Genomic DNA, 15,806 nt, shown 5'->3' on the forward strand with positions numbered 1-15,806 from the left:
CAGGCACGATTATTGTGGTTCTATTGCGAGATTGAAGGCCGGTTTAATCGGCCAGCTAAAGCGAATACTGGCGCCGCCGAGCGGGCTGCTGTCGACCATAACGCGTCCCTGATAGGCCACCGCGATTGAATGAACGATGGCCAGTCCGAGTCCACAGCCGCCGGTTGCGCGGTCGCGGCTTGGGTCGAGGCGTACAAAGGGTTCGAATATTCGCAGCCGCTCTTCCGGCGGAATGCCCGGGCCGTCGTCCTCAACCTGTAGGCTGGCTTCTTCTCCCTCCTGCCACAGGCTGATGCGCAGTTTTGCGTTGGCGTAGCGCTGGGCGTTGTTGACCAGATTGTCGAGCACCCGCTCCATTAAGCGTAGATCTACGCCGCCAAAGTCTGCCGCTTTGGTGACGTCGAGTTCAATTTCATGTTCGGTATTTACCAGCCGGAAATCGTCCGCTTTGTCTTCAATCCACTCCGGCAGATTGATTTTAGTTAAATGCAGTGCCACCTGTGGGCGATCCAGACGGGCGTAGGTCAGCAGTTCATCAATAAGCGACTCTAACTGACCAATGTCGCGATTAATGGCCTGTTGTTCCGCCTCAGGAATATTTTCACTGATCGCCAACCGATAGCGCAAACGCACCAGTGGCGTTCGCAGCTCGTGCGCGATGCCGTCGATCAGCTGTTTCTTGCTGGCAATCAGGGTATTAATGTTGTCTGCCATTTGGTTAAAGGCAATACCCAGCCGGTTTAGGCTCGACGTCGAGTCAAAGTTGGTTCGCTCGTCCAAATACCCATTGCCGAGCCGCTGAGCGGAGTTCTCAAGCTTGAGCAGGTCCTGCCAGTGGGGGCGCATCCATAAAAATACCGGCAGAGCTAATGACAGGCCGATAAAAATAAGCAGTCCCAAATCGAGCAGCCGCATTTCGTGCATATAAAACAGATAAGGGATGGGGCCGACAACCAACACATAATTACTGCGCGGAACGCGCTGTATAAAAGTGTATTCACTGTCGAGAGCAACAATTTCGCCGTCACGCAGTTGATCATTCAGCGCCGGGCTCAGTTTACGCTTGCCTAATGGCTCGATGTGCAACTTGAATGAGAGATTCAACTCAAGCGTGCTGATGGTTTTGTTCCAGTCCTTGATCGGAATTTCACGCAGCTCACTGCGCATTAAATAGAGTGAGCTTTTCATCAGGTCGTTCATCGACTGACGACCAGTGCGCTCCGCAGTTACTTTATAAACCAGCCCGACCAGCATCGCCATAACCAGAAAACACACCAGTAGCAGCAGAAAGAACTGAACAAAAAGTTTTCTCATCCCTGCACCGACTCCCAGGCATTAGGCGCAAATAAGTAGCCTTTGTTGCGGACGGTCTTGATACGAAAAGGCTCAAGGGCGTTATCGTAAAGTTTGCGGCGCAGGCGTGAAATGGCAACGTCGATACTGCGATCCAGCCCGTCGTAGCTCACACCGCGCAGATTAAGCAGCAGCGCCTCGCGGTCCATGATTCGACCGGCGTGAGTGGCCAATTCCCAAAGCAGGTCGAAGTCCGAGGTTGAGAGCGTAATCGTTTCATCACCTAGCGTGACTTCGCGGTTGACGGGATCAATACACAGCTGGCCGAAGTGCAGGGCATTGCCTTTTTGAATCGGTTTGCCGGTTTTTTCTGGCTCAACCTGACTGGTTGGACGCTGACGAAGGTGCAGGCGCAGGCGCGCCAGCAGCACGGCGGGTGGCGTCGTTTTAAGAATATAGTCATTGGCGCCCATTTCGAGCGACAGAATATGGTTCATGTCGCTGTCCAATGAGGTCAGCAACACGATAGGGCCGTCGTAGGCCGGACGCAGGTCGCGACAGAGCGTCATGCCGTCTTTGCCAGGTAACATGATGTCAAGTAACACCAAATCAGGCTCTTCAAGCTCGATTCTTGCCTGAGCGGTGTCGCCACGAGGTTCAACCAGAACCTCAATGTCATGCTTACCCAAATAGGCGGCGATAAGCTTACCAACCTCGGCGTCATCTTCTACAAAAACGATTTTATTCATGGGTTTGCTGTTAACGTGAAAATCGGATCACAGCATAGCGCGAGCGGGCCATCAACGCTATGTCACCGTAGGGAAAAGTCTACATTAACGCAGTCTTCGGCCGCCGTCGACACAGTGTGTTTTGCCGGTCACATAGTTGCTGCGCAGGATGTAATCAACCAGGCTAACAATTTCGCCTTCACCTGGTTCAATTTTCATCAACGATTTATTTAAGGCGTGTTCACGATACTCGGCGTCGTCGTCGGGATTAAACAATATGAGGGCCGGAGCAATCGAATTAACTTTGACCTCAGGGGCCAGCTTTCGTGCGAAAGACAGGGTCATGTTATCGAGCGCTGCCTTACTCGCCGAGTAGGCAATATGTTTTTTACTGCCTTTTTCGACCACGAAATCAGTAATATGAATGATATCTGCTCCTGCCGTACCCTGACCACGAAGACACGCCTCAAGCTCCAGATTGAGCAAGTAGGGCGTATAAACGTGAATTTGCAGCATCATAGCCATGGTGTCCTGCGGGGCCGTGTCCGGCGATTCGGCCACCCATGCGCTGGCATTGTGAATAATGCCGCGTAGCTTGCTGGTGTTGGCTTTCACTTTTTCAGCGAATGCCAAAATGCCGGCGTTGTCGGAGAAGTCAGCCTGAATACAGCAGGCACCTTTCTCAGTCAGGCTATCGAGCGCAGGGTAAGGGTGACGATAGCTGACAATCACCGGAATATTTTGCTGCAGTAATGACTCGGCCAGCGCCAGTCCAATTCTCTTTGCTCCACCGGTGATAAGCACCGGCGCAGCAGGGGTTAATTCGGTCAAGTAAAGCTCCTGAACTCTCTGGCAAAGTATCAATAAACTATGTCATTATATAGGGCAAACTGTGTCATCATATAAGGCTATGCCATTATATAGATGATTGTGTTTCTCGTTTCAAAACATTATCTTCAAAAAGTAAGGTCTTTTCTAACGTGGTTAGAAGGGTTAGCACTGGCCCAAAGAGGAATGGAGATGGCTGATAGTCGCCTGGCACCCGATGTGCGCAGTGAAAAAGCGTCCTTCGATTATATGGAATACCTGTCTGCATCGTGTAAGAAACAATGGAGTTTTCTCGATGCTATCTACGGCGTATTGCCTTTTTTTGGCATGGTGCTGAGGTCACGCACTACTCAGGAAAAGTCCAAGCAGGACAAACTTAACGCACTGGCTTTACAGGTTGTTTCTACCCAGGTGAGTGACGAAATCAACATCGTACGCCTAATTGAATTGGCCCAGCAGCAGAGCATGTACAGTATAGATATCCATTTGCCTTACTCCCTGACTGAAGAACAGCTTTCCGCCATCGAAAAAGAGTGCAGGCATCCGCTGAAATTGACGCAAAATGATGAGCATTTGGCGGTAGAAATTTTGCAGCAATCCTCAAAGCATTAATCTTGCGATAAAAAATTCAAATTAAAAGGGGCTGATTATGATCAGCCCCTTTTAGATCGTTAATGCGTCTATTCGGTCTTACTTGAACAGATCAGCGGTCACAGTCAGGTTACCGCCACTTTTGTTCTGCCACTGACGAGTCACGTGGTAGAACTTGGCACCCTTATCAGCGGCGCGCTTAGCCACTTCTTCAGAAACGTCGGTCATGCTGTTGAAGTGACCGGTGAAGGTAACGGAGTCAAACGGTGTCATCTGTGCCGCTGTCACGTTATTCACTTCTTCCACTTTTCTGCCGTCTGGCAGAGTCACGGAGTAGCGCTTGCCGGTAGACGATTGCGTTTCAAAGAACAGGCCTACGCTGCGGCTTGGGCTTGAGGAAGAGGCGACGCCGGGAATTTCAACTTTCTTGGCTTCGGCACCCCCCGCGGCGAGCGCTGCACGGCCTGCGTCAGAATCGTAAGGAATCGCATCAGGGCTTTGCGTTACGCGTTTTGGGGCATCTTTTTTATAGATAAACGCCGTGACGTACTGATTGCCGCCGTTGTTGGCATCAATTTGACGCACGATAAAGAATGAGTAAGCACCTTTGGCTTTCGCCGCTTTAGCAATGGATTCAATCACGTCAGGCTGGCTGCGGAAGAAACCGCTTACAGTAACAGTATCGAAAGGTTCAAGCTGGAAGGCCACTTCTTTAGGCAGCTGTTTAACGCCGCTTACGCCATTAACGCTGTTAAGCACCGGTTCCGGAGCGGCTTTTGGCGCATCCTTGTGGAACAGGTCAACCACCACGCGCCAGTTGCCACTGTCGTTGGCGCTGTTGGTGTCTTGAATATAGTAGTAGTCCGCGCCAAGTTTATCGGCACGTTTTGATGCTTCGTCTGACGCATCACCCAAGTTGTTAAATCGACCAGTAAATGCAATGCGATCAAAGGGCTTAAGGGCGGCTGCTTTCCCGGGACTGATTTCTTCTGCTGCCTGAGCTGCAGACAAAACAGAGAATTGCGAGATTAATAAAACAACGGCCGATGCGATGATCGTTTTCGTCTGCTTCATAAAAAATCCTTTCACCTTGCGCAGTAATGTTGAAACATGCTGAATTATTGATGTGTAACAGATTAGCTGCCGATTATTGCATGTAATAATCAAGAGCGCTTGAGTAATTTTTTAAGCGCTCAAACATGTTAATCGCTACCTGGGTCACTTTATTTTTCTCCAATAACTTATATAAGTTTAATGATCGAGTAAATAAGTGAAATAAATGTTAATTATTTACATTTTACTCACTTTTCATCCCATTAGGCAGGCCTTGCTGACAAATTAAGAGAGTGATTGATCTCGTATAATTAGCACATTGAAGTGAATTAAATATGAAATTTGCTCACTTGGCAGTGCTATCGCATCTTATGCCGTCTTTAGGTGATTTAATCCTCATAAATCAGGTTTCTATATGGCTTATTAATCAGATATTCAGTAGGTTATAGCCGACCTGAAAAATACGTCAGTCATTCGGCGATACAAGCCGACAGGTTTTACATTTTATCTCTACATCGATGACGAGCATCATCAAATAAAAGGGTGAAAGGAATAATTATGCGTATTGGTATACCAAGAGAACGGTTGACCAATGAAGCCCGTGTTGCAGCAACGCCCAAAACGGTGGAACAACTGCTGAAACTCGGCTTTACAGTCGCCATTGAGCAAGGCGCGGGTAAACTGGCCAGTTTTGACGATGCCGCTTATGAAATCGTCGGCGCGACGGTAGAAGCGGGTGATGCTGTCTGGCAATCTGACATCGTTTTGAAGGTGAATGCGCCTTTAGACGCTGAAATCGACAAACTGCAGGCGGGATCGACACTGGTAAGTTTTATCTGGCCAGCACAAAACCCTGAACTGATTCAAAAACTGGCCGACCGGAACGTTACCGCGTTGGCTATGGATTCTGTACCGCGTATTTCCCGTGCACAGTCGATGGATGCGCTGAGTTCGATGGCCAATATCGCCGGTTATCGTGCCATTGTTGAAGCCGCGCACGAATTTGGCCGCTTCTTCACCGGTCAAATCACCGCCGCAGGCAAAGTGCCACCGGCCAAAGTGATGATAATCGGTGCCGGAGTCGCCGGTTTGGCAGCAATTGGCGCCGCGGGCAGCTTGGGGGCAATTGTTCGCGCCTTCGACACTCGTCCTGAAGTGAAAGAACAAGTGCAAAGTATGGGCGCAGAATTCCTCGAGCTGGACTTTGAGGAAGAGGCCGGCAGCGGCGATGGCTACGCTAAAGTGATGTCTGATGCCTTTATTAAGGCCGAGATGGCGCTGTTCGCCGCCCAGGCAGAAGACGTTGATATTATCGTCACAACGGCACTTATTCCGGGTCGTCCGGCACCGAAGCTTATCACCCGAGAAATGGTCGCTTCAATGAAACCGGGCAGCGTGATTGTCGATCTCGCGGCGCAAACCGGCGGAAACTGCGAGCTGACAGTAGCCGACACCATTACCGTAACGCCAAACGGGGTGAAAATTATTGGCTATACCGATTTACCCAGCCGTTTACCGACCCAGTCTTCTCAGCTTTACGGCACCAACCTGCTTAACTTGCTGAAGCTGCTGTGCAAAGAGAAAAACGGTGAAATCGAGATCGACTTCGAAGATACCGTCGTGCGCGGAGTCACGGTCGTCAAAGCAGGAGAAATTACCTGGCCAGCGCCGCCGATTCAGGTTTCTGCCCAGCCCCAGGCAGCAAAAGTTGCAGCGCCGGCCCCTAAGGCCGAGGCTAAACCGACCTCAAAGTGGACCAAGTACATCATTATGGCCATCGCCATCGTGCTGTTTGGTTGGCTGGCAAACGTTGCGCCGAAAGAGTTCCTGTCTCACTTTACCGTTTTCGCACTGTCCTGTGTGGTGGGTTATTACGTGGTCTGGAACGTCAGTCACGCATTGCACACGCCGCTGATGGCGGTAACCAACGCGATTTCAGGGATTATCGTGGTCGGGGCATTACTGCAAATTGGTCACGGCGGATGGGTGAGTTTCCTCTCTTTTGTTGCCGTACTGATTGCCAGTATCAATATTTTTGGCGGATTTACCGTCACTCAGCGCATGCTGAAAATGTTTCGCAAGAATTAAGGGATAGCCTATGTCTGGGGGTCTAGTTACAGCTGCATACATTGTTGCCGCTATTTTGTTTATTTGCAGCCTTGCGGGATTGTCGAAGCATGAGACATCCAAGCAGGGGAATATTTTTGGTATCACAGGAATGGCGATTGCACTAATCGTCACTATTCTCGGTCCCGACTCCGGCCACGTCGGCTGGATTATTGTGGCAATGGTTATCGGCGGTGCAATAGGTATCTACCTGGCGCGTAAAGTTGAAATGACCCAAATGCCAGAGCTGGTGGCTATTTTGCACAGCTTTGTGGGTCTCGCTGCGGTATTGGTCGGCTTTAACAGCTACCTTGACCACGGCAGTATCGCGATGGAAGGAGTGATGGAGAATATCCATCTGACGGAAGTGTTCCTCGGCATCTTTATTGGTGCGGTCACCTTCACCGGTTCTATCGTTGCATTCGGCAAGCTGCGCGGTACTTTCTCTTCAAAACCGCTGGCCCTGCCACATCGCCACAAGCTGAACCTGGCCGCGTTGGTGGTGTCTTTCGCACTGCTGATTATTTTTGTTCGCTCAGAAAGCGTGGGCGCACAGGTGTTTGCACTGCTGATTATGACCCTGATAGCGCTGGCTTTTGGCTGGCATCTGGTGTCGTCCATCGGCGGTGCGGATATGCCGGTGGTGGTCTCAATGCTTAACTCGTACTCGGGTTGGGCGGCGGCGGCGGCGGGCTTTATGCTCAGCAATGACCTGTTGATCGTGACCGGTGCGCTGGTCGGTTCTTCCGGTGCCATCCTCTCCTACATCATGTGTAAGGCAATGAACCGCTCATTTATCAGCGTGATTGCCGGTGGCTTTGGCACCGACAGCTCCTCAACGGGTGACGCGGAAGAAATGGGTGAATACCGCGAAGCCAGTGCTGAGGACGTGGCTGATATGTTGAAAAACGCCAGCTCGGTCATCATCACTCCGGGATACGGCATGGCGGTGGCACAGGCGCAGTATCCGGTCCAGGATATTACCGCCAGACTGCGTGCCAAGGGCATCAAAGTTCGCTTCGGTATTCATCCGGTCGCGGGACGCTTGCCAGGCCACATGAACGTGCTGTTGGCTGAGGCTAAAGTACCTTACGACATCGTGCTGGAAATGGACGAAATCAACGACGATTTCAGCGATACCGACGTGGTGCTGGTTATCGGCGCCAACGACACGGTGAACCCTGCAGCACAGGAAGATCCGCGTAGCCCGATTGCGGGAATGCCGGTGTTGGAAGTATGGAAAGCGCACAACGTCATCGTCTTTAAACGCTCGATGAGCACCGGCTATGCCGGCGTGCAAAACCCACTGTTCTTTAAAGAAAATACGCAGATGCTGTTTGGCGATGCCAAAGAGAGCGTAGAGGCGATTCTGCGCGCGCTCTAGGATTCGCATTGGTGCTGTTAATAAAAGGCAGGCCTCTGAATACCGAGTGATCCTAATTGTCTATTAAATATAAAAAACCCCGGTTAATCGGGGTTTTTTACTTGAATGGGTTGCCACAAGAATTTTCTTCATTTTACTTCCCCGCTTCTTCATCAGTTTACTCATGTTCTTCTTAATAAATCGGTAGCATAAGTTTGATCATGAATTTTCATTAAATTCATGATCTTATAAAAACTTAAGGTTTATAAAAAGGAATTTAATTATGCTGTTACCTCGTAAGAAATTACTCGCCTTACTGGTTGCGACCTTTGCTATGCCAATAGCGCCGACGGTGTTTGCTCATGGCACGATTATCGATCCTCCGTCGCGTCATAAAGTCTGCTATGACAAACATGGGCACTGGAACGGTACGTTAACTGGTGCATGTCGCGCGGCATTAGAAGCAAACGGGACAGGGGCTTTTGATAACTGGAATGGTTATACCGGCTTTGCCGTGTCTCCTCACGGAGTGGAACAGGCCAAAAAAGGTATCCCCAACGGAAAGCTTTGCTCAGGTACTACCCCGTATGATGCTTTTAACCAGCCTCGTTCAGATTGGGAAACCAAAACGATCGAACCTGATGCGAATGGCATAGTGCAAATGAAGTATGTCCATACAGCAATGCATTCGCCTTCCTTTATTGAGTTTTATATCAGTAAAAAGAACGTTGACGTTACCAAGAAAAAACTAGGTTGGGATGACGTTGAGCTAATCCATACGTTTAACATCCAGTCTGGAGATCTGAGTCCGACTCATACCATTAACGTTCCCATTCCAGAAGGCCGTACAGGTAAGAGCATCATCTTCACCCGCTGGCAGCGCATTGATCCTGCCGGCGAAGGTTTTTATGCCTGCAGTGATGTAAATATCACCGCACGCTCGGGTGCTGAAACCCCCGATCCAGACGATCAGCCGGGTGGTGAAGATGACGCGGTTCAGGGGCAGTGGTTTGAAAGCGGGAAATTCATTCAGAGTGAAAAAGTCGCCGTCGGTGATAAAGTTCGTTTCCGCATCATGGGCGGGGCAAAAGGCAATGAGCTGATAGATATCAAATTTCTGATCACCGAAAACAATCTTAAGGGTAATAAGTGGATTGCTAATTTGGCGAAGAAAATTAACACCAATTATTCTAATGATGTGCTGATTGGTCAAATGACCGACAGCGGCGTGGTGGAATTTAATGGTAAAACCCCGCGCAAAAACAGTGTTTACTTAAACAGCAAAACGAATGGGTTTGCTATCTCCATTATCAAAGCGGCGAACGAAGGGGATAATGGTTCTGAACAAGATGGCACTATTATCGTTGATGGCGCTTCCATCATGGGTGTGCAAACGCTTAATCAGTTTGATCAAAATGGTACACCAAACCTTAAGTTGACTGTTAAGTCTGCGAAACAGACACGGTTAAACGTTAAACTGATGGGGCCTTTGGGTATGGCTGCCTACGGCGGTGCTGCCATGCAGGCAGGTCAAGAGTATAATATTGATATTGAAGGTATTGATGGCAATACTAATAACGTAGCAGGCAAGTACCAGCTGTTTATCAATGCCAATGATATCGAAAAAATTGTTGATATGACCTTCACCATGAATAACAAGCAGGCTCTTTCAAACGTGGGGAATATCCAGTCGACAGGAGCTGTCACTTCTGAGAAATTCCAGGTAGACGTCATGCAGGGCAAAAAAATCATTGAGCAGGCTACGCTAATGCTGCCTAAAGATAAGCTGGGTCATTATGACTGGCCTAAATTCTTGGCCGATGCTATCAATCAGCAGATGTTTAACGTGCGGGTGAAAACTAAAGATGCGGTAACGGGAGAAATGACGGGAGCGCCGACCTATAGCCAAGCTGCCAACCGTTTCATGGTACCAAATTCGCAATACACCGTGACCTATAAAAATATTAAATAATCTTATATTCACGAGGCCGTAAAAACGAAAACGGTGTGTTATCAGCGCTGGTCTGTTGAGTATTCATCGGCAATGCGCTAATAGTCAAAAGGACGCATGATCTCTCATGAGTCCTTTTTTTATCTCTGAGTTTCAGGTTGGTCGCTACTCGTCGTCGTGCTCTTCGATATCTTCTGCCGTTAACGGGCAAACGAAATCATCAGGTTTAATGGCCAGCAGGTCACATTTTAGATGGTCGATCACCTGTTCGGTAGTGTTACCGAGAAAGGCGGCAGACAGACCGGTGCGGCCGATAGCCCCCAGTACCACGACGCCCGCCTGCAGGTGCTCCGCAAGGTCTGGGATGACCTCTTCTGGCAGGCCTTTTTCGACGTGAGTGTATTTTTCGTCTAGATGGAATTTCTGTCGTAGCGCCTTCATGGCAATCAAATGTTGACCGCGGATGGCGTCGTTATAAACGCTGGGATCAAAGTCAGGCAGTTCAATGGCAATATTAATCGGCGTAACGGGGTAGGCACCGACCAGATGAACTTCCGTCTGATTAACGTGTGAGGCCAGCTCTATGCTCTCTTTAACCAGCTTGATATTAAGCGGGTCATGATAAGGCTCCTCGCTTGAGAGGTTAACTGCCACCACAGCCTTGCCGCCTTCGGGCCAGGGTTGGTCTTTCACCATCCACACGGGGCAAGGGCATTTACGCAGCAGATTCCAGTCGGTCGGGGTGAAAATAACCGATTCGAGCCGGTCATGCTGGTGAGCCATTTTTAACAGTAGGTCATGTCCACCGTTGAGCACTTCATTAATGATCGCTTCAAAGGGTTTGTTGTGCCACACCACTTTAATATCTATCTCTATCCCTGCTTCAACGTAGTAATGACATTGTTCTGCAATCCATGCGGTACGCTCACTTATCACACCCTGGCGCATCGCTGTGCGCTCTTCAGGAGAAAGCATGGTGGTCATTTCATAGGAAAAGTCATAGATAGACAGAAAGGCTTTAATCTTCCCGCCGTTGCGTTGAACCAGATACACCGCGCGGCGAAGCGCCGGCTGATCGTCCTGGTTAGGGTCTATAGCGACCAGAAGGTTCTGATACTTGGCCAAGGGAGCCTCCTTAATTCTGTGATTGAAAGCGCGTAGGGCGCCATTTTCTCAAGGAAAGTCAAAACCCTAACTATTCATTCAGTAAACACAAACTTAAGCCAAAACCTACTAAAAGAAAACTAAAAAGTGGTGGCGGGGAATATTGCTCATGCTTTTAAGAATTACCTTGATAATCGATCCAAAAAGTCAGCGCTATAGATAGAGAATAAACCAGGATGGGGAAACAAGACAGGTCACAAATTGAACCGGATCAATAAACTCAATCATTTATTGATCCGGTGCTACAGGTTGTAGAAAACCGGCAGATAAAGAGGTATCAGGAAGCCAATGAGACGGGATGCCCTGCGAGCACCGACAGCGCGTTATGGTCTTCAATGGTAATGTATTTACCCTTAACGCTAAGCATGCCTGATTTCTGGAAACGACCGAGCAGGCGGCTAATGGTCTCAACCGTCAGTCCGAGATAGTTGCCGATATCACCACGGGTCATCGTTAGGCGAAACTCACGTTGCGAGAAACCACGTTGGGCAAATCGACGCGCAAGATTATAGATGAAGGCCGACAAACGCTCTTCCGCATTCTTTTTCGACAGCAGCAGGATCATGTCCTGATCGCCTTTGATCTCACCGCTCATCAAACGCATCATTTGCTGACGCAGTTTAGGCATTTTACCCGAAAGGTCATCAACGGTTTCAAACGGAATTTCACAGACCATTGAAGTCTCGAGCGCCTGGGCAAAGCTTGGATGCTGCACAGTCGCAATGGCATCAAAGCCCACTAAATCCCCCGCCAGATGAAAACCAGTTATTTGCTCATCACCTTGTTCAGTGATGGTATAGCTTTTAATGGTACCTGAACGAATAGCATAGAGAGACTTAAGCTCGTCACCGGCTTTAAAAAGCGTTTGGCCTTTCTGGATCGGTTTCTTACGCTCAATGATGTTATCGAGTTGATCGAGTTCGTGTTCATTTAAGGTGAAGGGAATACACAGTTGACTAATGCTGCAGTCTTGGCAGTGGATTGCACAACCACCAGATTGGATACGACGAATAATACGCTTTTCCGTGATCATAGGTTTCGCTCTCGCAATATTGATATGCGTCAATTTTAACATCTTTTACCGGAACTGATAAGTGGAAGATTTGTTTTGGCACGGGTATTTACTTAAAAACCACGATTTTTAAAGGGTTTTTTTTAATTATTTATCAATCTGAGCGCAAATAAAGCACGGTAATGCGAATGAGATGAGAAGAAATATATAAAACCAGTTTAATTTTCTGCATTTTTTTTGCCTGTCTGACGAGGGTAATGATCAGGAGGAGGTAAATTTATTGCTATAAAACACAATAAAACAGGTTGATTATATATACATTAAAATCATGCATTTAGGTCATTATCTTTTTTGTGACAATATCTGTGCCAAAAATGAGGAACAATCGTTTTTTTTGTGATGTTGATTTTAATTGTTACTACAATGTTATTTGTCGGGTGCTTGAGCTAGGTTCGGTAATTAACCTTTCGTAAACAAAAGCAAAGGCATCAGACTGCTAATTGACAGCTTTTTTGGAAAGAATGGGGTTATTATTTTTGCTAAAGTTTATTCCAAACGTTTAGAAAAAGCGTAGGCCAGCAAATAATTCATACGGGGAGAGGGTGATCGATGTGTGCTAATAATCTGCAACAACTAACAGCTCATCGCGTCCCTGTGATGAGCTGCAAGGCTAATTAAACATTGCCTTTATTATCTTCTTCAACAGCATCGTGCAGGCGCTCAAGCATGTCGGGGAATGCAGACTGAACGCGGCTCCAGCTTGGAATAAACGGTTTTTCACTAGGCGTATCAACGAAGGCCAGACCGGCTTCCATAATCGCGCCTGAAAACAGTTCAACCGCCGACTCTTCACTGTGGCGGTCAAATTTAAGTCCATTCATTTTGGCGTCGTGCTCAAAACCATCAATCATATCCAGCGCATTGCGGTAATAGGTCGCTTTCAGCACCCGGAAAGACTCGGCGGTAATGGGCACGCCTAAAATCGCCATCTTACGATATAGCGCCTTGGTAATATCAATACTCATGCGTTGCAGGCCGTTGCTGGCGTCTTCTTCCGACATTGGCTGATGTTTGTGGTCATAGTTGTCGGCAATATCCACCTGACAAATACGCTTGGTGGCCGTATTACGGTGCAGCTCGGAGAGTACGCCGATTTCCAAACCCCAGTCGCTCGGGATGCGCAGGTCGTTAAGCACATGAGTGCGCATGGCGAATTCGCCGGAAAGTGGATAGCGGAAGCTGCGTAAATACTCCAAAAATTCTGACTTTCCGTAGACAATTTGCAGCGATTTGAGCAGCGGGAACACCAGTAAGCGACCTACGCGACCGTTAAATTTGCCGTCGGCGACGCGCGCGTAATACCCTTTGCAGAAGTCATAATGGAAGTTGGGGTTCGCTACCGGATACATCAAGCGTGCCAGCATTTCACGGGTATAAGTGACAATGTCACAGTCGTGCAAACCTACGACTGTCGTGCGCCGCGATGCGAGCGTATAGCCCACACAGAACCACACATTGCGCCCCTTGCCGGGTTCCATTGGCGACAAGTTCTCTTTTTTAAGCTCCTCGTCAAGCGCCTTGAGGCGCGGGCCGTCGTTCCACAAAATTCGATGACGCTGGGGAAGTCGAGAGAAGAATTCACGGGCAAACAAGAACTGATCGCGGTCGGCGCGATCCAGACCAATGACAATTTCCTCCAGATAAGGCACCTTGGTCAGCTCGTCGACAATCTTGCTCAGGGCCGGACCCTCAAGCTCAGAGAACAGCGACGGCAGTATAAGGCCCATCGAGCGGCGACCCGAGAACACTTGCAGGTCATATTCCAGTTCTTCTAATTTTCTTTTCGTCAAATTGTGAAAATTAGTGATGACGCCATCCTGATAAAAGTCGCTCATAGGAACCTCAATCTTAATAATCAAAAAGTTAAAAGAAAAATCAAAGACGAATATAATGGTCTAAACCCTGCTTCCAACCTTCTGGACCACGTTGCGTGGTGCGAAAAGCGTGTTCTTCATTTTCAAGTGTCATGGCGTGTGGGTGGTGCCCAAGAATAACCACCGCACAGTGTGTTGCATTAAGCATACCAATATCATTGGGGCCATCGCCCAGGCTAATGCTGAGCACTGGCTTGCCAGATTGCTGCTCATACTGCTCGCTCAGCCACTTGACCGCCGGGCCTTTACCGGCATCTTTGCCCATCACGTGCCAGAAGCGGCCGCCGCGAGTAAGTGCCAGATTTTCCTCATGCAGATATTTTTCGAATCGAGCAAAATCGAGGTCATTACCGAACCAGATGAGGGGTTCGGATGCCTCACGCTGCATGGCCAGTTTGGCGTTTTCTAATTTAAGTCCGGTCCAGTCCACGACCTGTTGTGTGCTAACGTCGCCAAAACCTCTAAATTCAAAGTCATATCTCTGGCGGAGGTTAATCAGAGTGCGGCGGATGTCCTCATAAGAGGTGCCATTAAAGTGTCCGGTCGAGTTATCTTTTTCGCCGTGCCAATCGCTTGGCAGGCTAATCGTCGCGCCATTTTCTGCAATAAAGGGATGCTGAGTCAGCCTAAGCTGTTGTTGCAACTGAGCGACCTCGGCAGCCGTTTTGCTGGTGGTCAAGATTACCGGCACCTGCGCCGCACTCAGTCGGTCGAGCCATTCCTGTGCCGGCTGCCAACTGTAGGTGTGATGGTCGAGCAGCGACCCGTCAAGGTCTGTAAATACAAGAAGATTGTCATCAAGGTACGGCATTGTTTCTCCTCAATTTGAATGGAAACAAAGAGGACACTGAATCTTAATCTCTCTGCTCCAACGGTTAAGTATATACCTAATTTAATAACCCACTTTTTTGAACATGAAATAACAGGCCGAGTTACAGGGAGTTATGCGCAACGGTCTGCCCGTGAACCCGGGATCTACGTGTGAAATATTGCAGCTGGCCGGTTTTTCTATACACTCAGTTTTATGACCCTCGTTGCTCGCGAACGTGCTTTATAGCGGGCTTAAAGTGGCGCTGTGTGGTTTAAATAAAGGGATAAATCGGGGAGGCAAGCGATGAAAAATGATGACCAGAATGAGGGTCTTCTGTTCTTTCAGGAAATGGCTGACGTGCAGAAACTCTCAGATAATAATCAGGTAGTTTATTTAAAAAATCAGCATAAAACGGCCAAAGTGCAGGATCCAGAACTGACGCAGCCTGAAAATATTCTGACCACCGGATTTCTTGATATTATTGAGTGTGCTACTCCTCTTGAATACAAGCAGCCCGGTGTACAGCAGGGCGTGCTCGACAAACTGCGCCAGGGTAAATATCCGCTCGAGGCGAGTCTTAATCTGTTACGCAAACCGGTAGAGACCTGCCGCCAGGAGTTGTTTAGCTTCTTTCTGCAGGCGCAGGCACGAAGCCTGCGGACCTTGCTGGTGGTGCACGGGCGCGGAAGGCACGATCAGAGTCACGCTAACATTGTGCGCAGCTACCTCGCCAAATGGCTAAAACAGCTCGATGAGGTTCAGGCGTTCAGCGTGGCTGTTGGCAAAGACGGTGGCGCGGGAGCCTGCTACATTGCCTTGAAAAAATCCGCCGAAGCCAAACAGGAAAATTGGGAGCGGCATGCTAAACGCAGCCGTTAACTGTTTATTAAACGAAAGAAAACTTAACGCAATACTGCGTTCGTCGTTAACGCCGGGTTTAGTTTGGGTTGTATAATGTGTGCCGATAAATTT

At 48.7% G+C, this 15,806-nt stretch carries 13 protein-coding genes; 5 read left to right on the forward strand and 8 right to left on the reverse strand.

Annotated features, from left to right (window positions below):
- Nucleotides 1–9 precede the first annotated feature (9 nt).
- The 3 genes from rstB to folM all read right to left on the reverse strand — a co-directional run bounded on the left by rstB (nt 10) and on the right by folM (nt 2,852).
- A complete protein-coding gene (rstB, locus tag GA565_RS11770; protein WP_152198594.1) occupies nt 10–1,314 on the reverse strand; it encodes a two-component system sensor histidine kinase RstB in 1,305 nt (434 codons plus the stop codon).
- Nucleotides 1,311–2,042 carry a two-component system response regulator RstA gene (rstA, locus tag GA565_RS11775; RefSeq protein WP_152198595.1) on the reverse strand — a complete coding sequence of 244 codons (732 nt, stop codon included), beginning with the start codon at nt 2,040–2,042 and terminating at the stop codon, nt 1,311–1,313. The genes rstB and rstA overlap by 4 nt, the downstream gene beginning before the upstream one ends.
- 84 nt (nt 2,043–2,126) lie before the next feature.
- A complete protein-coding gene (folM, locus tag GA565_RS11780) occupies nt 2,127–2,852 on the reverse strand; it encodes a dihydromonapterin reductase (RefSeq protein WP_152198596.1) in 726 nt (241 codons plus the stop codon).
- Nucleotides 2,853–3,041: 189 nt separating this feature from the next.
- On the opposite strand from folM, the gene GA565_RS11785 reads away from it, so the two are divergent.
- Nucleotides 3,042–3,461 (forward strand): hypothetical protein, encoded by a 420-nt coding sequence (locus GA565_RS11785; RefSeq protein ID WP_152198597.1) that lies wholly within the window; start codon nt 3,042–3,044, stop codon nt 3,459–3,461.
- Between the two features lie 78 nt (nt 3,462–3,539).
- Here GA565_RS11785 and ydgH read toward each other — a convergent pair whose 3' ends face one another.
- Nucleotides 3,540–4,514 (reverse strand): DUF1471 family protein YdgH, encoded by a 975-nt coding sequence (gene ydgH, locus GA565_RS11790; RefSeq protein WP_152198598.1) that lies wholly within the window; start codon nt 4,512–4,514, stop codon nt 3,540–3,542.
- Between the two features lie 537 nt (nt 4,515–5,051).
- On the opposite strand from ydgH, the gene pntA reads away from it, so the two are divergent.
- The 3 genes from pntA to GA565_RS11805 all read left to right on the forward strand — a co-directional run bounded on the left by pntA (nt 5,052) and on the right by GA565_RS11805 (nt 9,934).
- Nucleotides 5,052–6,581: a Re/Si-specific NAD(P)(+) transhydrogenase subunit alpha gene (gene pntA, locus GA565_RS11795; RefSeq protein WP_152198599.1), complete on the forward strand. Its 1,530-nt coding sequence runs from the start codon at nt 5,052–5,054 to the stop codon at nt 6,579–6,581.
- Nucleotides 6,582–6,591: 10 nt separating this feature from the next.
- Nucleotides 6,592–7,983 carry a Re/Si-specific NAD(P)(+) transhydrogenase subunit beta gene (gene pntB / locus GA565_RS11800; protein ID WP_152198600.1) on the forward strand — a complete coding sequence of 464 codons (1,392 nt, stop codon included), beginning with the start codon at nt 6,592–6,594 and terminating at the stop codon, nt 7,981–7,983.
- 262 nt (nt 7,984–8,245) lie between these two features.
- A complete protein-coding gene (locus GA565_RS11805; protein ID WP_152198601.1) occupies nt 8,246–9,934 on the forward strand; it encodes a lytic polysaccharide monooxygenase in 1,689 nt (562 codons plus the stop codon).
- A gap of 144 nt (nt 9,935–10,078) precedes the next feature.
- On the opposite strand, the gene uspE is transcribed toward GA565_RS11805, so the two are convergent.
- The 4 genes from uspE to GA565_RS11825 all read right to left on the reverse strand — a co-directional run bounded on the left by uspE (nt 10,079) and on the right by GA565_RS11825 (nt 14,834).
- On the reverse strand, nt 10,079–11,038 hold the full coding sequence (gene uspE / locus GA565_RS11810) for a universal stress protein UspE (RefSeq protein WP_152198602.1): 960 nt from the start codon (nt 11,036–11,038) through the stop codon (nt 10,079–10,081).
- A gap of 316 nt (nt 11,039–11,354) precedes the next feature.
- The gene (locus tag GA565_RS11815; protein ID WP_055771572.1) at nt 11,355–12,110 is read right to left on the reverse strand and encodes an FNR family transcription factor; all 756 of its coding nucleotides are present in this window, start codon (nt 12,108–12,110) and stop codon (nt 11,355–11,357) included.
- A 653-nt stretch (nt 12,111–12,763) separates the two neighbouring features.
- Nucleotides 12,764–13,984: a hypothetical protein gene (locus GA565_RS11820; RefSeq protein ID WP_055771575.1), complete on the reverse strand. Its 1,221-nt coding sequence runs from the start codon at nt 13,982–13,984 to the stop codon at nt 12,764–12,766.
- Nucleotides 13,985–14,024: 40 nt separating this feature from the next.
- Nucleotides 14,025–14,834 (reverse strand): mannosyl-3-phosphoglycerate phosphatase-related protein, encoded by an 810-nt coding sequence (locus GA565_RS11825; RefSeq protein ID WP_152198603.1) that lies wholly within the window; start codon nt 14,832–14,834, stop codon nt 14,025–14,027.
- Nucleotides 14,835–15,137: 303 nt separating this feature from the next.
- On the opposite strand from GA565_RS11825, the gene smrA reads away from it, so the two are divergent.
- Nucleotides 15,138–15,713 (forward strand): DNA endonuclease SmrA, encoded by a 576-nt coding sequence (gene smrA, locus GA565_RS11830; protein ID WP_152198604.1) that lies wholly within the window; start codon nt 15,138–15,140, stop codon nt 15,711–15,713.
- Nucleotides 15,714–15,806: the final 93 nt, after the last annotated feature.

This window comes from Rouxiella sp. S1S-2 (genome assembly GCF_009208105.1).
GTDB lineage: Bacteria > Pseudomonadota > Gammaproteobacteria > Enterobacterales > Enterobacteriaceae > Rouxiella.

Bases quoted from the DNA above. Each gene is read 5' to 3' on its own strand.
- rstB (WP_152198594.1), bottom strand. From the start codon at position 1,314: ATGAGAAAACTTTTTGTTCAGTTCTTTCTGCTGCTACTGGTGTGTTTT.
- rstA (WP_152198595.1), bottom strand. From the start codon at position 2,042: ATGAATAAAATCGTTTTTGTAGAAGATGACGCCGAGGTTGGTAAGCTT.
- GA565_RS11785 (WP_152198597.1), top strand. From the start codon at position 3,042: ATGGCTGATAGTCGCCTGGCACCCGATGTGCGCAGTGAAAAAGCGTCC.
- ydgH (WP_152198598.1), bottom strand. From the start codon at position 4,514: ATGAAGCAGACGAAAACGATCATCGCATCGGCCGTTGTTTTATTAATC.
- pntA (WP_152198599.1), top strand. From the start codon at position 5,052: ATGCGTATTGGTATACCAAGAGAACGGTTGACCAATGAAGCCCGTGTT.
- pntB (WP_152198600.1), top strand. From the start codon at position 6,592: ATGTCTGGGGGTCTAGTTACAGCTGCATACATTGTTGCCGCTATTTTG.
- GA565_RS11805 (WP_152198601.1), top strand. From the start codon at position 8,246: ATGCTGTTACCTCGTAAGAAATTACTCGCCTTACTGGTTGCGACCTTT.
- GA565_RS11815 (WP_055771572.1), bottom strand. From the start codon at position 12,110: ATGATCACGGAAAAGCGTATTATTCGTCGTATCCAATCTGGTGGTTGT.
- GA565_RS11820 (WP_055771575.1), bottom strand. From the start codon at position 13,984: ATGAGCGACTTTTATCAGGATGGCGTCATCACTAATTTTCACAATTTG.
- GA565_RS11825 (WP_152198603.1), bottom strand. From the start codon at position 14,834: ATGCCGTACCTTGATGACAATCTTCTTGTATTTACAGACCTTGACGGG.
- smrA (WP_152198604.1), top strand. From the start codon at position 15,138: ATGAAAAATGATGACCAGAATGAGGGTCTTCTGTTCTTTCAGGAAATG.